This is a genomic window from Saccharopolyspora phatthalungensis (assembly GCF_014203395.1).
GTDB classification, from domain to species: domain Bacteria; phylum Actinomycetota; class Actinomycetes; order Mycobacteriales; family Pseudonocardiaceae; genus Saccharopolyspora; species Saccharopolyspora phatthalungensis.
The window spans coordinates 2,191,992-2,214,000 of sequence record NZ_JACHIW010000001.1 but is presented as its reverse complement, the minus strand read 5'-3'; the positions used below and the strand labels follow the sequence as shown (position 1 = coordinate 2,214,000).

General features: G+C 67.2%; 23 protein-coding genes, 1 tRNA gene and 3 pseudogenes. 7 read left to right on the top strand and 20 right to left on the bottom strand.

Annotated elements, in window-relative coordinates; genetic code table 11:
- Positions 1 to 2: 2 nt before the first annotated feature.
- From dnaJ to BJ970_RS09820, 9 genes are all read right to left on the bottom strand, one after another.
- A complete protein-coding gene (gene dnaJ, locus BJ970_RS09860) occupies positions 3 to 1,169 on the bottom strand; it encodes a molecular chaperone DnaJ (protein ID WP_184725981.1) in 1,167 nt (388 codons plus the stop codon).
- A gap of 25 nt (positions 1,170 to 1,194) precedes the next feature.
- Positions 1,195 to 1,908: a nucleotide exchange factor GrpE gene (gene grpE / locus BJ970_RS09855; RefSeq protein ID WP_184729000.1), complete on the bottom strand. Its 714-nt coding sequence runs from the start codon at positions 1,906 to 1,908 to the stop codon at positions 1,195 to 1,197.
- Between the two features lie 17 nt (positions 1,909 to 1,925).
- Positions 1,926 to 3,803, bottom strand: coding sequence for a molecular chaperone DnaK (dnaK, locus tag BJ970_RS09850; RefSeq protein WP_184725980.1), 1,878 nt, complete (start codon positions 3,801 to 3,803; stop codon positions 1,926 to 1,928).
- A gap of 320 nt (positions 3,804 to 4,123) precedes the next feature.
- Positions 4,124 to 4,963 carry a DUF4097 family beta strand repeat-containing protein gene (locus tag BJ970_RS09845; protein ID WP_184725979.1) on the bottom strand — a complete coding sequence of 280 codons (840 nt, stop codon included), beginning with the start codon at positions 4,961 to 4,963 and terminating at the stop codon, positions 4,124 to 4,126.
- Positions 4,964 to 5,238: 275 nt separating this feature from the next.
- Positions 5,239 to 5,757, bottom strand: a complete 519-nt coding sequence (locus BJ970_RS09840) for an O-acetyl-ADP-ribose deacetylase (protein WP_184725978.1) — start codon at positions 5,755 to 5,757, stop codon at positions 5,239 to 5,241.
- A gap of 114 nt (positions 5,758 to 5,871) precedes the next feature.
- Entirely contained in the window at positions 5,872 to 6,687 is an 816-nt protein-coding gene (locus BJ970_RS09835) for a DUF4097 family beta strand repeat-containing protein (protein WP_184725977.1), read from the bottom strand.
- Between the two features lie 82 nt (positions 6,688 to 6,769).
- Entirely contained in the window at positions 6,770 to 7,390 is a 621-nt protein-coding gene (locus BJ970_RS09830) for a TetR/AcrR family transcriptional regulator (RefSeq protein WP_221467098.1), read from the bottom strand.
- Positions 7,387 to 7,710, bottom strand: a complete 324-nt coding sequence (locus BJ970_RS09825; RefSeq protein ID WP_184725976.1) for a DMT family transporter — start codon at positions 7,708 to 7,710, stop codon at positions 7,387 to 7,389. The genes BJ970_RS09830 and BJ970_RS09825 overlap by 4 nt, the downstream gene beginning before the upstream one ends.
- 77 nt (positions 7,711 to 7,787) lie before the next feature.
- Positions 7,788 to 8,231 (bottom strand): DUF1707 SHOCT-like domain-containing protein, encoded by a 444-nt coding sequence (locus BJ970_RS09820; RefSeq protein WP_184725975.1) that lies wholly within the window; start codon positions 8,229 to 8,231, stop codon positions 7,788 to 7,790.
- A 402-nt stretch (positions 8,232 to 8,633) separates the two neighbouring features.
- Between BJ970_RS09820 and BJ970_RS09815 the strand changes: the two genes are divergently transcribed.
- Entirely contained in the window at positions 8,634 to 10,862 is a 2,229-nt protein-coding gene (locus tag BJ970_RS09815) for a (Fe-S)-binding protein (protein ID WP_184725974.1), read from the top strand.
- A gap of 7 nt (positions 10,863 to 10,869) precedes the next feature.
- Here BJ970_RS09815 and BJ970_RS09810 read toward each other — a convergent pair whose 3' ends face one another.
- Positions 10,870 to 11,208 (bottom strand): hypothetical protein, encoded by a 339-nt coding sequence (locus BJ970_RS09810; protein ID WP_184725973.1) that lies wholly within the window; start codon positions 11,206 to 11,208, stop codon positions 10,870 to 10,872.
- Between the two features lie 143 nt (positions 11,209 to 11,351).
- Here BJ970_RS09810 and BJ970_RS37705 point away from each other — a divergent pair.
- A pseudogene (locus BJ970_RS37705) lies at positions 11,352 to 12,038 on the top strand (RNA polymerase sigma factor); the annotation flags it as partial.
- 497 nt (positions 12,039 to 12,535) lie between these two features.
- Here BJ970_RS37705 and BJ970_RS09800 read toward each other — a convergent pair.
- From BJ970_RS09800 to dcd, 4 genes and pseudogenes are all read right to left on the bottom strand, one after another.
- The gene (locus tag BJ970_RS09800) at positions 12,536 to 12,721 is read right to left on the bottom strand and encodes a DUF397 domain-containing protein (RefSeq protein ID WP_184728998.1); all 186 of its coding nucleotides are present in this window, start codon (positions 12,719 to 12,721) and stop codon (positions 12,536 to 12,538) included.
- A gap of 119 nt (positions 12,722 to 12,840) precedes the next feature.
- Positions 12,841 to 13,524: pseudogene (locus tag BJ970_RS09795) on the bottom strand (epoxide hydrolase family protein); the annotation flags it as partial.
- A gap of 193 nt (positions 13,525 to 13,717) precedes the next feature.
- Positions 13,718 to 13,918: an MFS transporter gene (locus BJ970_RS37700; protein WP_312864183.1), complete on the bottom strand. Its 201-nt coding sequence runs from the start codon at positions 13,916 to 13,918 to the stop codon at positions 13,718 to 13,720.
- Positions 13,919 to 14,008: 90 nt separating this feature from the next.
- Positions 14,009 to 14,590: a dCTP deaminase gene (gene dcd / locus BJ970_RS09785; protein ID WP_184725972.1), complete on the bottom strand. Its 582-nt coding sequence runs from the start codon at positions 14,588 to 14,590 to the stop codon at positions 14,009 to 14,011.
- A 74-nt stretch (positions 14,591 to 14,664) separates the two neighbouring features.
- On the opposite strand from dcd, the gene BJ970_RS09780 reads away from it, so the two are divergent.
- Positions 14,665 to 14,735 (top strand) — tRNA-Gly (locus BJ970_RS09780).
- 604 nt (positions 14,736 to 15,339) lie between these two features.
- Here BJ970_RS09780 and BJ970_RS09775 read toward each other — a convergent pair.
- Together BJ970_RS09775 and BJ970_RS09770 are read right to left on the bottom strand one after the other, a co-directional pair.
- Positions 15,340 to 15,543 carry a hypothetical protein gene (locus BJ970_RS09775; protein WP_184725971.1) on the bottom strand — a complete coding sequence of 68 codons (204 nt, stop codon included), beginning with the start codon at positions 15,541 to 15,543 and terminating at the stop codon, positions 15,340 to 15,342.
- A gap of 373 nt (positions 15,544 to 15,916) precedes the next feature.
- A complete protein-coding gene (locus BJ970_RS09770; protein ID WP_246470807.1) occupies positions 15,917 to 16,126 on the bottom strand; it encodes a hypothetical protein in 210 nt (69 codons plus the stop codon).
- Between the two features lie 211 nt (positions 16,127 to 16,337).
- Between BJ970_RS09770 and BJ970_RS09765 the strand changes: the two are divergent.
- Both BJ970_RS09765 and BJ970_RS09760 read left to right on the top strand, forming a co-directional pair.
- Positions 16,338 to 17,080, top strand: a pseudogene (locus BJ970_RS09765) (DUF5919 domain-containing protein).
- Positions 17,081 to 17,090: 10 nt separating this feature from the next.
- The gene (locus BJ970_RS09760; RefSeq protein ID WP_184725970.1) at positions 17,091 to 17,561 is read left to right on the top strand and encodes an NUDIX hydrolase; all 471 of its coding nucleotides are present in this window, start codon (positions 17,091 to 17,093) and stop codon (positions 17,559 to 17,561) included.
- On the opposite strand, the gene BJ970_RS09755 is transcribed toward BJ970_RS09760, so the two are convergent.
- Positions 17,549 to 17,977 carry an HD domain-containing protein gene (locus BJ970_RS09755; protein WP_246470805.1) on the bottom strand — a complete coding sequence of 143 codons (429 nt, stop codon included), beginning with the start codon at positions 17,975 to 17,977 and terminating at the stop codon, positions 17,549 to 17,551. The genes BJ970_RS09760 and BJ970_RS09755 overlap by 13 nt on opposite strands.
- Positions 17,978 to 18,343: 366 nt before the next feature.
- Between BJ970_RS09755 and BJ970_RS39940 the strand changes: the two genes are divergently transcribed.
- Positions 18,344 to 18,538, top strand: a complete 195-nt coding sequence (locus BJ970_RS39940) for a methyltransferase domain-containing protein (protein ID WP_376775012.1) — start codon at positions 18,344 to 18,346, stop codon at positions 18,536 to 18,538.
- Positions 18,539 to 18,927: 389 nt separating this feature from the next.
- The gene (locus BJ970_RS09745) at positions 18,928 to 19,353 is read left to right on the top strand and encodes a VOC family protein (RefSeq protein ID WP_184725969.1); all 426 of its coding nucleotides are present in this window, start codon (positions 18,928 to 18,930) and stop codon (positions 19,351 to 19,353) included.
- A 240-nt stretch (positions 19,354 to 19,593) separates the two neighbouring features.
- On the opposite strand, the gene BJ970_RS09740 is transcribed toward BJ970_RS09745, so the two are convergent.
- The 3 genes from BJ970_RS09740 to BJ970_RS09730 form a co-directional block, all read right to left on the bottom strand.
- Positions 19,594 to 20,226 (bottom strand): class I SAM-dependent methyltransferase, encoded by a 633-nt coding sequence (locus tag BJ970_RS09740; protein WP_184725968.1) that lies wholly within the window; start codon positions 20,224 to 20,226, stop codon positions 19,594 to 19,596.
- A gap of 593 nt (positions 20,227 to 20,819) precedes the next feature.
- Positions 20,820 to 21,356 carry a GrpB family protein gene (locus tag BJ970_RS09735; protein ID WP_184725967.1) on the bottom strand — a complete coding sequence of 179 codons (537 nt, stop codon included), beginning with the start codon at positions 21,354 to 21,356 and terminating at the stop codon, positions 20,820 to 20,822.
- A gap of 171 nt (positions 21,357 to 21,527) precedes the next feature.
- Positions 21,528 to 21,977, bottom strand: coding sequence for a DinB family protein (locus BJ970_RS09730; RefSeq protein ID WP_246470804.1), 450 nt, complete (start codon positions 21,975 to 21,977; stop codon positions 21,528 to 21,530).
- Positions 21,978 to 22,009: the final 32 nt, after the last annotated feature.

The window sequence follows — 22,009 nt, the reverse complement described above, 5'->3', positions numbered from 1 at the left end:
GACTACCTCCCGAGCAACTCGTTCAGGTCGCGACGCGGATCGTGGTCGGCGGTCGCCTTCGCGTAGTCCGCCAGCGCCTCGGCCGCTTTTTCGTCCAACTTGGACGGAACCGCGACCTGGAGCGTGACCAGGAGATCACCACTGCTGCCGTCCTTCTTGCCCACGCCCTTGCCGCGCACCCGGAAGGTGCGGCCGCTGCCGGTCCCGGCCGGGACCTTCAGCGAAACCTTCCCGTCCAGGGTCGGCACGGTCAACGTAGTGCCCAGCGCGAGTTCGGGGAAGGTGACCGGCACGGTGATCGTCAGGTCATCGCCGGAACGTCCGAACACCCGGTGCGAACTGACGTGCACCACCACGTACAGGTCGCCGGCGGTGGCACCCTGCCGACCCGGTTCGCCCTGGCCCGCCAACCTGATCCGCTGCCCGTCGGACACCCCGGCCGGGATCCGCACCGTCAGCGTGCGGCTGCGGGTGCTGACCCCTTCGCCGCGGCAGTCCGGGCACGGGTCGTCGATGAGCTGGCCGCGGCCCCGGCAGTCCGGGCACGGCTCACTGAACGCGAACGCGCCCTGGTTGCGGGTCACCAGCCCGGAACCGGAGCAGGTGGCGCACGCGCGGGGCCGGGTACCCGGTTTGGCACCCGAACCGTGGCAGGTCGGACAGCTCACCGGGCTGGACAGCCGCAGCGGCACCGTTGCCCCGCGCACCGCCTCGGCGAAGTCGATGCGCACCTCGGTCTCCACGTCGGCGCCGCGCCGCGGCCGATTCGCCGTGGTCGGACCGGGTCGGCGGTTGCCGAAGAGCCCGCCGAAGAGGTCGCCGAGCCCGCCGCTGCCGCCCTGCGCTCCGCCGAAGAGGTCGCCGAGGTCGAAGCCGCCGCCGGGGCCGCCGAAACCCCCGAAGCCGCCCTGACCACCGCCGAAACCGCCGGAGCCGAACAGCTTCCGGGCCTCGTCGTATTGCTTGCGCTTGTCCGAATCGGAGAGCACTCCGTAGGCCTCGGAGACGGCCTTGAACTTCGCTTCGGCCCGGGCGTTGCCGGGGTTGGCGTCCGGGTGGTTCTCCCGGGCCAGCTTCCGGTACGCCTTCTTGATCTCGTCGGCCGAGGCCGTGGAGGAGACGCCCAGCTCGGCGTAGAAATCCTTGTCAAGCCATTCCCTGGCGCTCACCGGACGCCCCTCCCTCCGTTCCTGATCAACCCTGCTCGGCTTGATTCTCGTCGGCCGCTTTGGCTTGCTGCCCAGCGACAGGCTCGGCGGCCGGCTCGTGATCGGTCACCGCCACCATCGCCGGTCGCAGCACCCGGTCGGCGAACCGGTAGCCGCGGCGCAGCACGGTCGTCACGGTCGGACCGCTCACGTCCGGGGAGGTGCTGTGCTGCACCGCCTCGTGCACCGACGGGTCGAACTCGTCGCCTTCCCGGCCGAACGACTCCAGCCCCGCGGAGTTCAGCGTCGCGACCAGCTTGTCGGCCACGGCCTTGAACGCGCCGTTGAGGTCGCCGTGGGCCTCGGCGCGCTCAAGATCGTCGAGCACCGTCAGCAGGTCACCGGCCACCGACGCCTTCGCGCCGGCGATCACGGCTTCGCGGTCGCGTTCCACCCGCTTGCGGTAGTTCGCGTACTCCGCGGTGACCCGCTTGAGGTCGGCGGTGAGCTCGTCGACCTGCTGTTGCAGCCCGGTCGATTCGCCCGCCGCCTCCTCGGCTCCGGGTTGCCCGGACGCCTGCTGCGCGGTCTCCTGCTCGGCGGCCTTGACGATCTCCTCGTCAAGGGTGCCGGACATGCTTTCGGCCACCTGCGCCCCTTCTCCGTTCGAAGCAGGCACCCGGCGCTGGCCGGTCACGGGGTCGATGCGCCGCCGATCCCGGACCACCACGGGTTCCTGCTCGCCTTCGTTGCGCGACATTTCCGGCCTGTCCGCGGTCACTTCTTCTTCTCGTCCTCGTCGTCGACGATCTCGGCATCCACCACGTCGTCGTCCTTCGACGAACTCGCCCCGGCAGTCCCGGCGGCCCCGGCGGTTGCCTCGCCGGCCCCGGCACCGGCCGTGGCATTGGCCCCGGCGTCGGCGTACAGCGCCTGGCCGAGGGCCTGCGACTCGGTGGCGAGCTTCTCCACCGACGCGGAGATCGCGGCCACGTCGTCGCCCTTGAGCGCCTCGTTGACCTCGCCGACCGCGGCCTGGACCTTGTCCTTGACGTCGGCGGGCAGCTTCTCGTCGTTCTCCTTGAGAACCTTCTCGGTCTGGTAGACCAGCGTCTCGGCCTGGTTGCGGGCCTCGGCTTCCTCGCGGCGCTTCTTGTCCTCGTCGGCGTGGGCCTCGGCGTCCTTGACCATCCGGTCGATGTCGTCCTTCGGCAGCGCCGAGCCACCGGTGATGGTCATCGACTGCTCCTTGCCGGTGCCCAGGTCCTTGGCGGACACGTGCACGATGCCGTTGGCGTCGATGTCGAAGGTGACCTCGATCTGCGGCATACCCCGCGGCGCCGGCGGCAGGCCGGTCAGCTCGAACATGCCGAGCTTCTTGTTGTGCGCGGCGATCTCACGCTCGCCCTGGAAGACCTGAATCTGCACCGACGGCTGGTTGTCGTCGGCGGTGGTGAAGGTCTCCGAGCGCTTGGTGGGGATCGTGGTGTTGCGCTCGATGAGCTTGGTCATGATGCCGCCCTTGGTCTCGATGCCCAGGGACAACGGGGTGACGTCCAGCAGCAGGACGTCCTTGACCTCACCACGCAGCACACCGGCCTGCAGGGCGGCGCCGACGGCGACGACCTCGTCCGGGTTGACGCCCTTGTTCGGCTCCCGCCCGTTGGTCAGGTCCTTGACCAGGTCGCTGACCGCGGGCATCCGGGTGGAACCGCCGACCAGCACCACGTGGTCGATGTCATCCAGGTTGATGCTGGCGTCGCGGATGACCGCCTCGAACGGCTTGCGGCAGCGCTCCAGCAGGTCCGAGGTGATCCGCTGGAACTCGGCGCGGGACAGCGTCTCGTCCAGGAACAGCGGGTTCTTGTCCGCGTCGACGGTGATGTAGGGCAGGTTGATGTTCGCGGTGGAAGAGCTGGAGAGCTCGATCTTGGCCTTCTCGGCGGCTTCCTTGATCCGCTGCATGGCCATCCGGTCCTTGGTCAGGTCGATGCCCGACGAGGACTTGAACTTGTCGACCAGCCACTCGACGATGCGCTCGTCCCAGTCGTCACCACCGAGGTGGTTGTCACCGCTGGTGGCTCGCACCTCGACGACGCCTTCGCCGATTTCCAGCAGCGAGACGTCGAAGGTGCCGCCACCGAGGTCGAAGACCAGGATGGTCTGTTCCTTCTCGCCCTTGTCCAGCCCGTAGGCCAGCGCGGCGGCGGTCGGCTCGTTGACGATGCGCAGCACGTTGAGGCCGGCGATCTGGCCGGCTTCCTTGGTGGCCTGCCGCTGGGCGTCCTCGAAGTAGGCCGGAACGGTGATCACCGCGTCGGTGACGTCCTCGCCCAGGTAGGCCTCGGCGTCCCGCTTGAGCTTCATCAGCACGCGGGCGCTGATCTCCTGCGGGGTGTAGGACTTGTCGTCGATCTGGACCTTCCAGTCGGTGCCCATGTGCCGCTTGACCGACCGGATGGTGCGGTCCACGTTGGTGACCGCCTGGTTCTTCGCGGGCTGACCGGTGAGGATCTCGCCATTCTTCGCGAAGGCCACGATGGACGGCGTGGTCCGCGAGCCCTCGGAGTTGGCGATCACCGTCGGTTCACCGCCCTCCAGGACGGAAACGACGGAGTTGGTCGTCCCCAGGTCGATGCCGACCGCTCTCGCCATGCTGGATTCCTCCCGACTTGATTACCTGTCCGCCCAAGCGCCATCCCGAGCCCTTGAGCCTTGCTCACTCAAGTTTTACCCACCGCGCGACACCAACGTCAAACGGGGTTGAGCGCGACCCGCTCAATCTTTCTGCCGACTCAACGGCTGACCAGGGGCGGGAGTTCCCCGGCCGGACATGAAGTGATGTGGCCGACATTGCCGATCTCAGCATGGCCGACACCGGCGAGGCTGATTCAGCGGCTTCGGTCGGCATCGGCGCGACCGCGCCTTCGGCTGCGGGTCGGCACATCGCCTTGTCGACATGCCGACCCGGACGTTCAGGACTGCCGGACGACGATGTCGCCGCTGCCGCTGGACAACATCAGCCGCTTCGGCGCGCTCGGGTCCTGCGCCACCTCGATGTCGATGTCGCCGCTGCCGGTGTCGGTGTCGACGCGGTAGCGGTCGTTGGGCACGGTCAGCTCGATCTGGCCGCTGTCGGTGGACACGTCAGCGGACTGCGGCCCGGCGAGTCCCAACCGGGCGCTGCCGGAATTGGTCTTCGCGACGATGTCCGCCCCGCGCAGCCCACGCCCTTCGATGTCGCCGCTACCGGTCTCAGCCCCGACCTTGCCGCCGATATCGGCCAGGGTGATCTCCCCGGAGCCGGTGTGGGCGTCGACCTGACCGTCGACCCGGCGCACCGACACCGAGCCGGAACCGGTGCGCACGTCGACCGCGCCACCGATCTCACTCACGTCGACCGAGCCGGAGCCGACCTCGGCCTGCACCGACCGCATCCCGACCACGTGCAGCGAACCGGAGTCGAGATTGCCGCGGATCGGCACCGGGGCCGGCAGCGTGATCCGGTAGTCGACGCTGCAGTTCCAGCCGCAGTCGGTGGCCAGCACGAGCGCGCCGCCCTCGACCCGGTGCTCGACCTTGTCGGCGCCCCAGAACGCGCCTGCCCAGCGGTGCACCCGTTGCACGATCTCGCCACGGGCGCCGGGCGCGTAGCTCACTTCGACGTCGCCGGAGCCGCTGGCGAGTTCGATGCGGTCGATCCCGTCCAACGCGGTGGTGCGTTCTTCGGCCGATCCCAGCGGCCCCCAGGTCAGTGCCGCTCCCCCGATCAGCACCAGCGCCGCCCCGCCCACCGCGAGTCCCACCCGAACCATCGCGTGATCCCCCTGTTTCCGACTGTTCGCGCGAACGAAATTACGCACCGCGCCTGGGCCGGACCTCAGGGACACCCCCGAAACACCCCGGAATCTTCCCCGGGGCGTTAGCGACCTTCGACTTTCCCCCATCCGGCGACACGACCCGCTTGGTGAGCCGGATCAACCGCGCGTTCGGCCGGCTTGCCATCGGGTGCGGCGAACACGTTGGAGAACTCTCGGGCGACTCGGGCCTGCGTGCCCGCCTCGCCGTCTGTCCACTTTGGATCATTGTGCTATCCGAAGACGTCGTCGTAGGCGGCTTCGAAGGCGGCGAGGGACTTCGCGTCGAAGAGCACGAAACGCACCTCGTCGACATCGGTCGGGGTTTCGCGCACGGTGCGCATGGCGATCCGCGCCGCCTCGTCGAGCGGGTACCGGTAGATGCCGGTAGAGATCGCGGGGAAAGCGACCACCTTCGCGCCGAGTTCGTCGGCGATCCACAGGGATTCCCGGAAGCAGGACGCCAGCAGCGCGGACCGGTCCTCGGCGGCGGCGTAGGTGGGCCCGACGGTGTGGATCACCCAGCGGGCCGGGAGTTTACCGGCGGTGGTCGCCACCGCCTGCCCGGTCGGCAGCCCGTCGGGGTACGCGCCGGCCCGGATCAGCCGGCATTCCTGGAGGATCGCCGGTCCGCCGCGCCGATGGATCGCGCCGTCGACGCCGCCTCCACCCAGCAGCGAGGAGTTCGCCGCGTTCACGACGGCGTCGACATCCTGCTCGGTGATGTCGCCCTGGATCAGCACGACCCGCATGCGGGGAGTGTGCCCCCACGCCGCGAACCCCGCTTGTTGTGCCCCGGATGCGCACGCGTCAAGTAGGCGTCTGGGGTTCCGTCTCCCCGGACCGCTGCGTAGGACAAGAGGGCCTCAGCCCGCGCGGACCTCGATGCTCCCGACGCCAGTGGAAAGCCTGAGTCGGCGCGGCGAGCTCGGGTCCTGCGGCACGTCGATTCGCGACTCGCCGACGCCGGTCTCGACTTCGACCCGATAGGTGTTCTGCGGGACCACTAGCTCGATGCCGCCGCTGCCGGAGTCCGCCTGGACCGATCCGGGAGCGAGCAAACCCAGCTCGATTTGCCCGGAGCCGGTCTTCGCTGTGACTTCACCGCCGCGGAGGTTGCGCCCCTCGATGCCGCCGCTGCTGGTTTCGACGGCCACCGTGCCGCCGAGGTCGTCGAGCCGCACGCCTCCGGAGCCGGTGCGCACGTCGAGCGGCCCGTCAATCTGACGCACGTCAACCGAGCCGGATCCAACCTCCGCCCGGACCGACGCCATGCCGGTCACGTCGAGGGAGCCGGCCCCGAGCTCACCGGTGATCGCGACCTGATCCGGCAGCGTGACGTCGAAGTCGACGCTGCAGTTCTGGCCGCAATCGGTGTCCAGCACGAGGGTTTTGCCCTCAACCCGGTGGTACAGCTGGTCGCCGGGCGGCGGCGGCGCCCCGTCCCAGCGCTGCACGCGCTGCTCCACCTGGCCGCCACCGCCCGGCGCGTGGCGGACCGTCACACCGCCGCTGCCGGGAAGCAGCCTGATGTTGGCGATCCCGGCAACCTGGCTCGTGCGCTGTTCGCCGCCGCCCGTCCCGTCTCCGGAACCGCCGCCCTTCGACCCACCTGACTCGCAGCGCAGCGCCGCGCCACTGATCAGTAGCAGCACGGCCGCGATGAGTATCGTTCGAGCCATCGTCACCCCCAGAACCTGATCGCGGCCGAAGCTACGCCTGGATACCGGTCTGGGTACACCTTGACGGACCGATAGCCCTCGATCAGTCGACAGCGCCGCTGCCCCGCAGGTACTCCACCGGCTGCATGAGGAAGCGCAATGTCGGTTCGAAGTCGTCGGCGGTGGGCGGCTCGTCGGCGATGAGGGCCTGGATGAGCAGCCCGTCGATCGCCGCGAACAGCGCGCGAGTCACCGGCTGGTCGCCGCCCTGGCCATCGGTGATGTAGCTGGCGGCGACCTCGATCCAGCGGCGGGCGGCCGACCGCAGCGCGGGGCGCCGGGACGCCAGCAGGTACAGCTCGTACTCGCCGATGGTGCGTTCGCGGTGTTCGCGCACCATTCCGGCCAGCAGCTCGGCGACGGCCCGGGGCCATTCGCGTTTCTCCTGGACCCGCTCGCGCAACCGGTTCATCTCGGAGATCAGCGTCTCGCAGCTCTCCAGCAGCGTGGCCACCAGCAGGTCGTCGATGCCCGCGAAGTAGTAGGCGATCGACGCCGGCGGCACCTCGGCCTCGCGGGCGATGTTGCGGTGGCTGACCGCACCCACGCCGTCGCGGGCCACGACCCGCAGCGTCGCGTCGATGATCGCGCGGCGGCGGCGTTCGCCCTTGGCCCGGCGGCCGTCGGTCTCCGCGTCATCGAATCTGTGGTGCGCAGCGATCAATGCGTGCCTCCCAGTTCCAGTGCGATGACACCGCCGATGATGAGCGCGACCCCGCCGACCTGGACCGCGGTGATCGTCTCACCGAGAAATACCACTCCGATGATCGCCACCAGCGCCACCCCGGCACCGGCCCAGATCGCGTAGACGACGCCAACTGGCAGGCCGAGCTTGAGCACGACGCTGAGCGCGGTGAAGGCCACGACGTAGCCGACCGCGACCAGGATCGATGGGCCGGTCTTGCTGAAGCCATCGGAGAGCTTGAGCGAGATCGTGCCGAGCACTTCGCTCAGGATCGCCACCGCCAGCAGCAGGTACGCCACGCTTCCTCCCAGGGAACTTGTACGACCGCCCTAGTTGTTTGGGTATGGGTAGCCTGCCACGCCGGCACGCGGCATTCCTAGTGATCCGAATCGGATTCCTTGCACTTCTTGTGGCCGCCGCCACCGGAGATCATCGAGGCGAGGTTGACCGCCGCCCAGATGCCCATCGGGAACATCGGCCAGAAGAAGAGCGGCCCACCGGAGGCGATCGAGGTCACACCCCAGATCGCGACCAGGATGAAGGTGACGCTCGCCCAGTCCCGCCATTCCTTGACCACCTTGCGCTTATCGCGCTCGCGCTTGACGGTCTCCGCCGACGGCTTCGCGGGCACCGGCTCCGGCAGATCGGCGACCAACGGCTCCAGCTGACTGAACGTCGTCGATGCGTATGCCTGCCGCAGGCGCTCGTCGTACTCGACGATGCTGAGCCGTCCTTCGTCGAGCCCCGCCCGCAGCCGCTGCGCGATCGCCTCCCGGTCCGCGTCCGACGCACGCATCGATCCACTGTCCGATTCGGTCATGCCAAACCCCCTAATTCCGGCCCCCACGTGATTGACATAGCCGGACCGCCCGTTCGCTCGATCGAATACGTGGCGAAAATCGCACCGTCGACCGCAAGTCTGCCGCGATCGACATCCGCGGGGGCCGACTCGCGGCGAAATCGTGATGCCGCGCCGCACACGCTTAACAGGAACAACTCCCGAAACGTCTGCAACGACCGCGCGTCTCGCGAAGCCGGACGAACCCCTCGCACACCCGACAATATCGGAAAAAACTGTACAAGTGCACAACTAGTTTTTCGCCCAGCGGTCTCGCAGAATCACCGACTGTTCCCGATATGCGCGCCCAGCCCCCGTAGTTACCAGCGGGTAACAGGGCGTACGCTCCCTAAACGGACAACCCTCGAACAGGAGGCCGCGAGCATGGGTGCCCTGCAGCTCGTCCTGGGCCTGATCTGTCTCGCCGTGACGGTGGTCGCGGTGGTGCTGGTCGTCAGGACCGTCCGGCGGATGGTGTCGTCCATCCGGCTCGGGCAACCGGACCCGACCAGGAAGGGCCCGTTCGGCGCCCGCTTCGGGAACATGGTCAAGGAGATCCTCGGCCATGCCCGGATGCTGAAGTGGGGCCACGTCGGCGTGGCGCACTGGCTGGTGATGGCCGGTTTCGGCGGGCTGAGCCTGACGGTGCTGGAGGCCTATTTCGAGGTCTTCTACCCGCCGTTTCACTTCCCGTTGCTGGGCGAGTGGTCGTTGTGGAACCTGCTGGTCGAGTTCCTTGGGGTGACCACGATCCTGGGCGGGCTGTGGCTGATCGGCGTGCGCCAGCTCAACCACCCGCGCCGGGCGGGCCGGGTCTCTCGTTTCCAGGGCTCGAACTTCTGGCAGGCCTACTTCGTGGAGGCCGTGGTGGTGCTTGAGGGCGCGGGCATCATGGGCCTGCGCGCGTTCAAGTACTCCTCGGGCCTGTTCGAGGCACCGGTGTGGGCGGCCCCGGTCACCTACGCGATCGGCGGCGTGCTGCCGGCCAGCACCGCGGCGGTGTCGGTGTTCGCCACGTTCAAGATCCTGTCCGCGATGATCTGGGTGATCGTGATCGCCTCGAACATCACGATGGGCGTGGCCTGGCACCGGTTCACCGCGTTCTTCAACATCTACTTCAAGCGCGAGGCCGACGGCGGGGTCGCGCTGGGCGCGGTGAAGCCGATGATGAGCGGCGGCAAGCCGCTGGACTTCGAGGAGGCCGACCCCGACACCGACGTTTTCGGCGCGGGCAAGGTCGAGGACTTCTCCTGGAAGGGCTGGCTGGACTTCACCACCTGCACCGAGTGCGGCCGCTGCCAGTCGCAGTGCCCGGCCTGGAACACCGGCAAGCCGCTGTCGCCGAAGCTGCTGGTCACCTCGCTGCGTGAGCATGCCTACGCCAAGGCCCCGTACCTGCTGGCCGGTGGCCGCAAGGACCTGGCCGGCGACGAAGTCGGCATCACCGGCGACGACGCCGAGGCCCGGCTGGCCAAGATCGACGCGCTGGCGCTGGCCGAGGCCGAACGGCCGCTGATCGGCGGCCCGGAAGAGATGGGCATCATCGACCCCGACGTGCTGTGGTCGTGCACCAGCTGCGGGGCGTGCGTGGAGCAGTGCCCGGTGGACATCGAGCACGTCGACCACATCGTGGACATGCGCCGTTACCAGGTGATGATCGAGTCGAACTTCCCGACCGAGCTGGGCGGGATGTTCAAGAACCTGGAGAACAAGGGCAACCCGTGGGGCCAGAACGCCAAGGACCGGCTGGCCTGGACCGAGGGCCTGGACTTCGAGGTCCCGGTGTTCGACGGTGAGCTGGCCGACGACGTGGAGTACCTGTTCTGGGTCGGCTGCGCGGGCGCGTTCGAGGACCGGGCGAAGAAGACCACCCGCGCGGTGGCCGAGCTGCTGCACCGGGCCGGGGTCGGCTACACGGTGCTCGGCCCGGAGGAGACCTGCACCGGCGACCCGGCGCGGCGCGCGGGCAACGAGTTCATCTTCCAGATGCTGGCGCAGCAGAACGTCGAGGTGCTCAACTCGGTGTTCGAGGGCCGCGAGCGCGGCAAACGCAAGATCGTCGCGACCTGTGCGCACTGCTTCAACAGCCTGGCCAACGAGTACTCGCAGCTGGGCGGCGACTTCGAGGTGGTGCACCACACCCAGCTGCTGAACAAGCTCGTGCGGGAGAAGCGGCTGGTGCCGGTCGCCCCGGTCGCCGAGGACGTCACCTACCACGACCCGTGCTACCTGGGGCGGCACAACAAGGTCTACACGCCGCCGCGGGAACTGGTCGGCGCCGCCGGCGCGACATTCCGGGAAATGCCCCGGCACGCGGACCGCTCGATGTGCTGCGGCGCTGGCGGCGCGCGGATGTGGATGGAGGAACGCATCGGCAAGCGCATCAACGTCGAGCGCGTGGACGAGGCGCTGGGCACGGCACCGTCGAAGATCGCCACCGGCTGCCCGTTCTGCAAGGTGATGCTCTCCGACGGCCTGACCGCGCGCCAGAGCGAGAAGATCGCCTCGGAGTCGATCGAGGTCGTCGACGTCGCCCAACTGCTGCTCTCGGCGGTCAAGCGCGGCGAAGCGTCCACAGAGGACGCCGCCGACCCGGCACCCACCGGCAGCTGACGGGGCGTCATTCGAGACGAGGGGCACCCTGGGCCAAGTCGCTTGGCGCAGGGTGCCCCTCGTGCTTCGCCGGGGGCGTGCCGCGTAGTAGGTCAATCTTCGGATCCTGCACCGGTCGACAGCCCGGCCTGAGTTCGACGGCCACGCCGCTGGCCCTAGAGATATCAGCGGGATCGTCCTGGCCCGGCCGCGGTCGTCGGGGATAGCAGGCCCGGATCAGGCGCTCGATGTCCTTGATCGGGATCCGCCACCGGTGGTGCGCCAGCAGACTCACCCCGAACAGCAGGAACCGGCTCAGGAAACCGAGCACCAAGACGATCAGTGCCAAGGTGTGCAGCCGTTCCATCACACCCGCCCGCGCGCCGCAGTGAATCCGTTCATGCACAGCAGACGGGCCGCGATATCGGCGATGACGGACTCCGCGAAGATTTCTCGTTCCGGCGTCATACCCCGGCCCCGAGCCAGTCCCGGTAGTCATCGGCGAACCGGATGCGCGGAGGAACGATGACCGAGACGCCCGAGCTCAGCGATGTCGAACTGATCGAACTGGTTCGCGCCGGGGAGATAGCGGCCTACGGGCAGCTCTACGAGCGACACGTCCCCGCCGCGTACAACTTGGCCCGCCAGCTCTGCCGTTCCGGAGCCGAAGCCGACGACCTTGTCTCCGAGACGTTCGCCAAAGTGCTCGACACCTTGCTCGACGGCCGAGGCCCCACGAGGGCGTTTCGCGCATACCTCCTGACTGCGCTGCGGCACACCGCCTACGACCGCACGAAAGCCGCGCGCAAAGTCCAGTTGGTCGAAGACGTCCAACTGGTGCCGGCCCGCGAGCCAACGGCCCCCGTCGAGGACGCCGCAGTGGATGCGGCCGAGCGCACGCTCGCCGCGAAAGCCTTCGCCCGCCTCCCGGAGAACTGGCGGAAAGTTCTCTGGCTCACCCAGATACAGGGACGAACGGCCGCCGAAACCGCTCCACTGCTTGGGCTGACGCCGAACGCCGTGGCCGCGCTCTCCTACCGCGCTCGGGCAGGTCTGCGCATGGAGTACCTGAACGCCCACCTGGCCGAGGTGTCCGACGAGCGATGCCGGGCCGCGACCTCCCGGCTGGGTAACTGGGCCAGGAATGCGTTGTCGAAGCGGGACCGGATCCTGGTCGAAACCCACCTCGACAGGTGCGATCAGTGCCGCGCGGTAGCAAGCGAGATAGTCGAGATCAACAGCTGTCTCCGGGCGTTCATCGCGCCGCTCGCACTGGGCCCGGCACTGACGGCCGAACTGATCCAGGCATACGGCGAAGAACCGGCGAGCTGGGAATCCCGCGCAGATCACAAACTCGCGCAACCCGGCACCGGAGGTTCGACCGTCCGGGCCTGGCTTGTGATGCTCAGCTCCCTGGGCCTGGTGACCGGCATCGCGTTCCCTAGGGCTAGGCACTGGCTGCTTCTGATGCTCAGCGTCCTAGCCCTGGCAATCGCCATCGCGTTCGGGCTGGCCCAGAGCGAGCCGCCCAGCGGCATGATCTCCCAACTCCCCGCCCCGGCCCGAACTCTGACCCCCGGCCCCACGCCGGCACCGGCCCTGCCCCCGCACCGCAAGCCCCCGCCGCCCCACACCCGGCCCGGGGATGTGACGGCCATGCGGAAAGGCTTCGTCCTATCGCCGAATCTGCAAGCTCAACGGTCGGCTAACAGGATCAGGAAAGCCCCCCAGGAAGCGGCCGGAAACGCCAACACCGGCCCGTCGCGATCCTTGGAATCCCGCACCGCCACCGCATCTGGGTGGACGGACGGCGATTTCGCGCAGTTGCAGAACGGCACGGATCGGTCGCGTCTTCCGGCGTGCCCTCGCAGTCGGTCCATTCGCTGAGCACACCGACGATCCACGCCAGCAGGCCAATCGGCGAGTCCGCCAGCGAATACGCCAACGCCTGCGGCTTCGTGGACTGGATCAGCTTGTAGCCGTACAGCTCGTCGGTGTAGCGCTGCCACGCGCCCATCCGCGCGTGATCAACCTCGGTGAGCCCGGCCATCTCGTCCGGGTCGCCCGACGGGAACGTGATCATCCCGTTGGTGTGCAGGCCGATCACGTTGTCCGGCGCGATGATCGCCAGCTCGCGGGAGATCCACGTCCCCCAGTCCCCGCCCTGCACGCCGTACCGCTCGTACCCGAGCCGACTCATCAGCTCAGCCCAGGCCCGCGCGACCCGGTTCGCGCCCCAACCGACGGAGCGGGTCGGCCCGGACAGGCCGTAACCCGGCAACGACGGGATGACCACGTGGAACGCCTGCTCTTGGCCGTCCGGTGCGGTCAGCGGCCGGATGACGTCCAGATACTCGGCGACCGAACTCGGCCAGCCGTGCGTGAGGATCAGCGGTAGCGCTTCCGGCTGCGGCGAACGGACGTGCAGGAAGTGGATGTTCTCGCCGTCGATCTCGGTGGTGTACTGCGGGAATTCGTTCAGTCGCGCCTCCTGCACGCGCCAGTCGTAGTCGCTGTGCCAGTACTCCGCCAGCTCCCGCATATCGCCCAGCGGCGGGCCGTAACTCCAGCCCAGCCCGGGCACCTCGTCGGTCCAGCGGGCCCGGACCAGCCGCTCCCGGAGGTCATCCAGGTCCTGCTGCGGGATGTCGAGGCGGAACGGGGTGATGTCACGAGAGGCCATGCGCGCTCCTTCGTACGCCGTACGGTACGTAATACGCGCAGCGCGCCGGCGTTGTTCCCCGAACCCAGGAAAAATTCGAGGGGCGCCCCCACCAGGGGACACCCCTCACGCATCAGAGCAGGTCAGCGACCCATTTCCGCCAACGAACGCCCCTTCGTCTCCGTCAGATACCGCACCACAAACCCCAGGGAGATCAACGCGAACGCCGCATACCGAAATGGGTCGCGGGCAGGTTCCAGTCCCGCAGGCTGGGGACGCTCACCGTCCCCAGCCAGTTCGCGATCCGGTTCGTCGCGGTCCCGACCGCCAGCGCCGCCGCGCGGATGCGCGCCGAAAACATCTCACCCAGCAGCACCCACATCACGACGCCCCACGAGGCGGCGAAGAACAGCACGAAAGCGTTCGCAGACCCAGCGCCACCGCGCCACACTGGAAGGGCAGGTGCGCGTCCTCGCCGACGACCATCCAACCTGGGTACCCGGGGTCACCTTCGGGTGTCGGTGCGCCGGAAGTTCAGGTACGCCCGCGACGGCGTCGGCCCGCGCTGCCCCTGGTACCGCGACCCGGCCTGCTTCGAGCCGTAAGGGAAGTCTGCGGGACTCGACAGCCGGAACAGGCACAACTGTCCGATCTTCATCCCCGGCCAGAGGGTGATCGGAAGGTTGGCCACGTTGGACAGCTCCAGGGTGATGTGACCGGTGAACCCGGGATCGATGAACCCGGCGGTCGAATGCGTCAACAGCCCCAGCCGCCCCAACGACGACTTGCCTTCCAACCGGCCGGCCAGATCATCCGGCAACCGCACGGACTCGAAGGTCGACCCGAGCACGAACTCGCCCGGATGCAGCACGAACGGATCATCGTCGGGGGTCTCCACCAACGATGTCAGCTCGTCCTGCTGCTTCGACGGATCGATGTGCGTGTACCGGGTGTTGTCAAAGACCCGGAAGAAACGATCCAGCCGGACGTCGATGCTCGACGGCTGGATCATGGCGGCGTCGAACGGATCCAGTTCGAGACGGCCCTCGTCGAGCTCTTTGCGCAGGTCCCGGTCACTCAGCAACACACACACAGCGTATCGGGAACCCGGCAACGATCTTCGCGCGCCACCGTGTTAGGCTGATCCAGCCGAAAGGCACTGCGGATGTAGTTCAATGGTAGAACATCAGCTTCCCAAGCTGAGAACGCGGGTTCGATTCCCGTCATCCGCTCTCAACACAGTTTCAGCACGTCAGCAAGGGTGGTCCCGATCTTCGGGGGAACCTTTTTGATGTCTCGGACCCGCTTCGTGTTATGCGCGTGCAGTTAGCTCGCGGGACATACCGACCGGTCCCTCTTCGCCGAGGCCGTCTTCGTCCGCCGACCGTTCCGCCCGGCTTTCGCGGTACTCGATCATCATCCGGCCTTGTCGTCTGCTGCGGCGGATCTAGCCCGGCTGTTCCAGCCGCTCAGTTCCGCTGTCGAGCAGCTCACCGAGCGGGTCGCCTCCCTCGAAGGCGAAGTTCCCTGCCGAGTAGTCGGAACCCGAGTCTCCAACCCGGAAACACGGTCGCTGAGGTCTGCCATCTGATTCGCGATCGTCAGCGCTAGCCTGCGCAATTCTCCCAAGTCTGTGGTCTGGTTCTTCCCCACGTGGTGATCCCGTCCGTGGATGGTTGGCGGGGCAGGCCGGGGGAATACCGCCCCGCCAACCGGAGGTCAGCCCGCATCGGCGTGGGCTGACCAAGCCTCTACAGGTAGACACGCACTCGCCGACGCCGCATCCGCCGCCATTCCAGGTTCTTCCGCCAACGCCGCAGGAATTTCACGAACACGTCAACCCCCGAATTCCTGGCCGTCGAGCTCCGCGACAGCGGCGCTGACGGACTCATTGAGCCGCAACAGGTTCCGCCGACTCATCGTGTAGAGGATCGGTGCCCGGCAGTCGATGAGCAGGTCAATGGTTTTGAACTGCGGCCACACACGCGTCTCAATCCCGGTGCGATCCACGATCAGCAACCGCGTCGGCCTGCCCGGCAACGCAACACTGTTCAGGAAATCAGCCGGCAAAGACCGCCCCCAACGGTTCAGTCATGACGGCTCCTCACGAGGCCACTGACTCACCGGGACCTCACAGACAAGTGGTCCTGTATTCAGCGAACCAGCCGCAGTGATGCCGCTAGCCAAACCAGCGCACCGACGGGCCTCATGCTCGAACTGCTGGCCAGCACGGACCAACTGCGCCGCGAACCCCGCCGCCCGCGCAGCAGATTCAGGGGACTGCCCAACCGTGACCATCACGCTCGCCGACGGATCATGAATCGCCAACATCGGCGTCCCCGTCGCATAGATCAGACACTCGGCGCGAGTCCCACTATCCGGCTCCACCGTGACGAAAATCGGCATATCCGCCTCACACCTTCCCCGGCTGTTCATCGGCCGCGACCAACGCATCCATCCCGTCCTTGAGCGCCTGTCGAAGCCTGTCCACTGCATCTCGGTCGACCAACAGCGCGACCGGAAACGCCTTGCCGAACCGAATCTCAACTCGGTCGGCGAAGGCCAGTGCGCGAGCCCGGATAGGGACCTCCGTCGTAACGTGCACATGCACCATGCCTTGCATCTCGCGGCTCCCTATCACCCCGCGCCGCGAATTTGGACCCAGCAGCCGTCCGGGATAGCCATCGTGGTCCTCCTGAGCTCTGCGCCGAGCCGTTCTCGACGTCTGACCACGACTTTCGGCGAAATTGTGGGACACGAGCACCACGCTGCGGGACTTCTAAGGACGTCATTGCTAACGTCCGAGGTGTCCCTACTTGTCCCTAGGGGGCGAAATGCGGAACGAGCGGCTACGAGATGCCCTGCTGCGCAACGGAATCACGCCTGAGCAAGTCGCCGAGGCGACCAAGGTCGACCCCAAGACGGTCGAACGTTGGATCACAAAGTCCAGGACCCCCTACCCAAGCACCGCCACGCAGTGGCCGCAATGGTGCGCGAGTCCGAAAGCTATCTCTGGCCGGACGCCATCGAGCCAGAACGCAGCGCGGAAGTCAGCGGATCCGAAATCGTCAAGGTTTACCCGCATCGTCACGGCGTTCCCCGGGAGCTCTGGAACCAGCTCCTCGACCGCGCCACCAGCGAGGTCGAAATCCTGGTCTACGTAGGCATGTTCCTCAACGAGGACCGCACCATCCTGCGGAAACTCACCAACAAGGCCAACAACGGCGCGCGCGTCCGGTTGCTGTTCGGCGACCCCACGAACGCGGCCATCACCCGCCGCAGCGCCGAAGAGAACATCGGCAAGAGCACCATCTCGGCAAAGATCCGCCAAGCCCTCGCGTTCTTCAAACCGGTCTCTACGGTCGATGGGATCGAGATCCGCTGCCACGGGACGACGCTGTACAACTCGATCTACCGCTATGACGACGACATGATCGTCAACCCGCACGTCTACGGCTTCCAGGCCCCACACGCCCCGGCCCTGCACCTGAGGCGATTGTCTGCGGGCGACCTTTTCGAGACCTACTCCGAAAGCTTCGAAGCGGTCTGGAACGCGGCCAAACTGCCGAAGTGGTAGACACGCTGACGTGCCCAAACGCGACTACTACAACGACCCCACCGCCCCGACGGCCAACAGCATCGTCGTCGCGGTCGCTGCCTTCGTCCAAGACGACGCCGACCGAGTCCTGATGATCCGCCGAACCGACAACGACCAGTACGCCATCCCCGGAGGCGCACAAGACATCGGCGAAACCGTCGCCCAGGCGGCCATCCGCGAAACCGCCGAAGAAACCGGCATCAACATCGAGATCACCGAGCTCATAGGCGTCTACTCCGACCCCGGCCACGTCATCGCCTACGACGACGGCGAAGTCCGCCAAGAGTTCTCCCTCTGCTTCCGCGCCCGCCCCATCGGCGGCACACCCCGCACCAGCAGCGAAAGCAAAGAAGTCCACTGGCTAAACCCCGCAGACATCACCACTCTCAACATCGGCCAGGCCAACCGCCTCCGCATCGAACACGGCCTCCAACAGCGCACTGAGCCCTACATCGGCTGATCAGCAATAGCCAGTCCCGCAGCAACGAGCCGCCGAGTCGTCCGCTGCACCGCGGCCTCCAACTCGTCATAGCCCTCAGCTAAGAACCACCGCGTCACCGACCCCGGCTCGTACCGCCGTTCGATCTCGGCGACTCGCTCATCGAACGTCAACCGCTGCCCATCCGGCCCAGTCGTCATGTCGCAGTACCACAAAGCATCCCGCAACGGACTCCGCTCATCAGCAAGCTCAGCCAACTCATCCGAAAGTCCACGAATCGCCGCCTCAACCCTGGCACCCGAGTGATGCGCCACTATTGCGCACAACCGCTCATTTGCGCCGACTGCCCGAAGGAACCGCGCGCCGTCGAGCGGATGGAAACCCGTGTCTACCAGGTGTGGCGCATAACCGACGTCATGCAGGACCGCCGCAGCCATCAGCAACTCAGAATCAGGCTCGTTGCACTCCGCTCCGGGTCGGCTTGCCAACCGGCCTATGACGGTCACCTACTGCGGCCGTTCCGGACAGCCGGACCGGTCAGCGTGAAGCCGTCCGGGCTCCAGCCACTTCGGGCCACACAAGGGCCATTAGGGCCGGGCAGAGGAGTCAATCACGGTCATACTGGACGAACCTTGGCCCCAGGTCAGAGCCCATGACCGGGCACCTGCATCGGATTCCCAAGCTACTGTTCTTGGTCATGACCGAACTCGCCTACTTCGGTTCGCGCTGGTTACGACGCCGTTGACGTTGACGTCGCAGCGCACTTCAAGACCGAATTCGAAGCCAGGCCGCTGGGCCGCGCGATGCTCGGTACGTTTGCCGAGCTCGTGCGGGGTGACGGGGGTGGACCGGTCACCGACGTCGGGTGCGGGCTCGGCAATGTGGCCGCACACCTGCATTCTCTTGGCTTGGACGTCCGCAGCATGGATTTATCGGCGGAAATGGTGGCAGTGGCAACGCGGTCGCATCCGGCCTGCGGTTCGACGAGGGTTCGATGAACGCCCTGGAGCAGGCCGACGGCGTGGTTGCTGGCGTCGTCGGCTGGTACTCGATCATCCACACGCTGCCGGAGCTGGTGCCGCTGGTGCTGAGCGAGTTCTACTTCCTGGGCGGCCACCTGCTGCTTGCCTTTCGGGTCGGCGACGAGCCGCAGCACATCGCCGAGGCGTTCGGCCGCGCGGAGGGGCTGGATTTCCACCGGTGGCCGCCGAATCGGCTCGCCGAGTTGCTGTGCGACGCCGGATTCGTCGTGCCCGCCCGGTTGGTGCGAAGCCGACGAGACCGAGCGAACCTCGCAGGCCCACCTCCTGGCCCGCAAACCACCTGCTCAGCTTTGAGGTCGAGCCGGACACCGAGCGGTGGCAGACTCGCCGACGGAGGTGGTTCGGTGGACTTTCCAGTGCTTCGGCAGATCGTCTTGGACTGCACCGATGCGCGGGCGCTGGCGGAGTTCTACCGCCGACTGCTGGGCTTCCGATACCGCCCTGGGGACGAGCCGCCGGCCCCCGGCGAGCCGGACCCGGCGGGGCAGGACTGGCTAGTGCTGCTCGACGCCGACGGTCGCCTCCGGGTGGCGTTCCAGCAGGTGATCGAGCTGCCGGAAGCGACGTGGCAGGCGGGCCCGCGCCCGCAGCAACTGCACCTCGACCTGACGGTGCCGACTCCGGCAAATCTCGACGTCCAGCACGAGCGGGCCTTGGCCCTCGGTGCCCGCCTGCTCCGCGACCGGTCCGACGATCCCGAGGAGCCTCTGCGCGTCTACGCCGACCCCGCCGGGCATCCGTTCTGCATCTTCGTGGCGGGTGCGACCTGAGCGCACAGGCAGGTGACGGCCTGGACGACGCCGCCGACCGCGAGTGTGCCGAATCCACATAAGACAGTCCACCTCCGCGAGCTTGCGCCGGTAAGGCTCGATCGAATCTGTGCGCGACCGGCGCGCAGGCACTCGACGAGATGTGTCTCGAGGCTGAACCCGGTGGCTTGTAGCGCCGGGATCCCGTTGACAAGCCGGGAATCCGCTTTTCCCGTCACCCGATCATTGAACGGCGCGTTTCTAGCACCGATGGCGCTGCGCGCGGAGGACCATGTCGTGGGCGTGGTGTGTGCCCGCCGGGGCGGGAGCGGTTCGCGGGCGGGTTTCGTCGATCAGGACGGTCCAGTTTTCGTCGAGGAGCGCGGCGATCTCGCTGGGTTGGTAGTAGTCACCCGGGTCGAACCCGTGCTCATTGTCCGGCGGCACCTCAGCAGGGTCGTGGCCGACGACCAGAAGTGTGCCGCCCGGCGCGACTGCCGCCAGCAAGCCGCGCAAAGCGCTGTGGTCCGGCTGGTGCGGAAGCGGAAAATACTGCAGCGACACCAGGTCGAACGCGTCGGCCGGTGGGGCCGTGGCGGTCAGGTCGGCGCGTGTCCAAGCGACGCCGTGACCACCTGCGGCTCGGGCAGCGCGCTCCAACGCGACCTGGGAAACATCCACCGCAGTGACCTGCCATCCGCGCCGGGCCAACCAGAGCGCGTCGGCGCCTTCGCCGCATCCCACGTCGAGCGCCTGCCCCGGCGGCAGGCCGGGCACCTCGGTGACGAGCACCCCGTTCGGCGAGCCGCTGAAGAGCTGCTCGCGGCTTAGGTAAGTCCGGTCCCAGAGCTCCTGGTACGTCGTCGGCGCCTCGCGGCGATCGTCAGAAGCCATGCCGTCGATCCTCATGACGAGCGCGCAAACGCACGCTTCCGACTCGTTCGAGAAGGGCTTCCGGCCGGAACCGGGAGTCCGCGGTGTCCTCGGTGTTTCCGCCCCGGGTGTCGCCGGGCCGTTGCTGTCGGGTCATCGTGACCACCTCCGACTACAACCCTGCCCCGGGCGGCAAAATTCGGGCAAAGTTCTTTGCGGAAACAGCAAATTCCGTCGCGCGATCGCCGACCCCAGGTCCAAAGCCTTTCCGCGGATCTTCCAGCGCGGACTCGCTGGTCGTGATTCCAAACTCGGGCACAGACCCGAGTCTCGGGCATGCCCCCGACAACCCCGCCGATGTCGTCAACCCGATCATCGGAGCTCGTTCCGCGAAGCAGCGAACCAGCGCAGCCGACAGTACGGTGGCTCTCAAATCGGGACCAAGACCGGAGCAGCGCAGGCCGCTGACTGTAGGGTCTCAAACCGCGTGACATCTTGATCTTGTTTGACCTGCGCGTTTGTTGTTTTCTCACCTGTTGACAGGTCAAGGTCAGTCTCAGTTTCGTGGCATTTCTTCGGAGGCGCACCAAGCGGTGTCGGCCGCTGCGTCGGGCTCACTCCTCCCAAACCGGCACGAGGGGCAGGCCGCGGGCGGCACGCTCGTGGTCGACTGCGCGTTGGATCAGCTCCGTCTTGCGCTTGGTGTAGGCGAGTCCGTTGTCTTCCTCAGCAGCGACGCGCCGCTTCAGCTCTCCGTACTCGGCCGCCACCTCCGGATGCATCCGCAGGTGGTCGCGGAACAGCCGCTCGTTACGAGTGCCCCAAGTGTCGGCGGTAACGATATGCAGGTGGTGGCTGCGCCGCCCGACGTCAGTGTTCCGGTAGTAGAACAGCCGCTCGGGCATCCCGGTCTCCTGTGGCCGGTAGCCCAGCCGCTCCAACACGGCCTCCCGGTCGGCGGTAACGTCGTCCAGCCTCGTAACCGACGCCATCAAATCGATCACCGGCTTGGCGGCCAGACCCGGTACGGAGGTGCTGCCCACCTGCTCGACGTTCAGGAACAGCCCGGGCAGTGCGTCGATCAACTCCGCGCTAGCCTGGGCTCCCTGTTCGGGCCAGGAAGCGTCGTACTCCGCAATATCAATGGCCATCGGCGCATTTTAAGAGCCGCGCCGCAACTGCTGGTCACCTACAGGTATAGGGTCTCAGATCGGGTGACATGTTGATCTTGCTTGACCTGCGGCTTCTCCGGTTGTCTCAGTCAGGATCACGCGCGCGCTGTCTCAAGACCGGGTGCATTTCCTAAGACTTGGTCTCAGAGCTCAGTCTGCAAGTACCTGTTCGCGCAGGATGTCGGCGTGTCCGCAATGGTGGGCCAGCTCCCGCAGAACTTGCAGGTACACCCAGCGAAGCGTGCGCGGTCCGGCCCGGTGGCCCATCACGACGGCGTCCAGTGGCAGGTCTGCGATCGCCGTCCGGGCTATGGCACAGGCTTCCCGGTGGGCTGCCGTGATCGAGGCGACGGTGTCGTCGTCGGAGAGTCGGAAGGATTCATCCGGACTCTGCACCAGGCCGAGTTCCCGGCGGGACGTGCCGCCGACGCACTCCTCAAACCAAACCCGCTGCATCCACGTGACGTGCTTGAGCAGCCCTAGCAGTGTCGTCGCCGACGAGACGAGCTGGCGGCGAACCTGTTCCTCGGTGAGACCGTCGAGAGTCGCCTCAATGGCGCTGCGATATTCCTCGACGAATGCATCGAGCTGGGCGCTCATCGTCCAGCGGCACATCGAACGAACCCATCAGA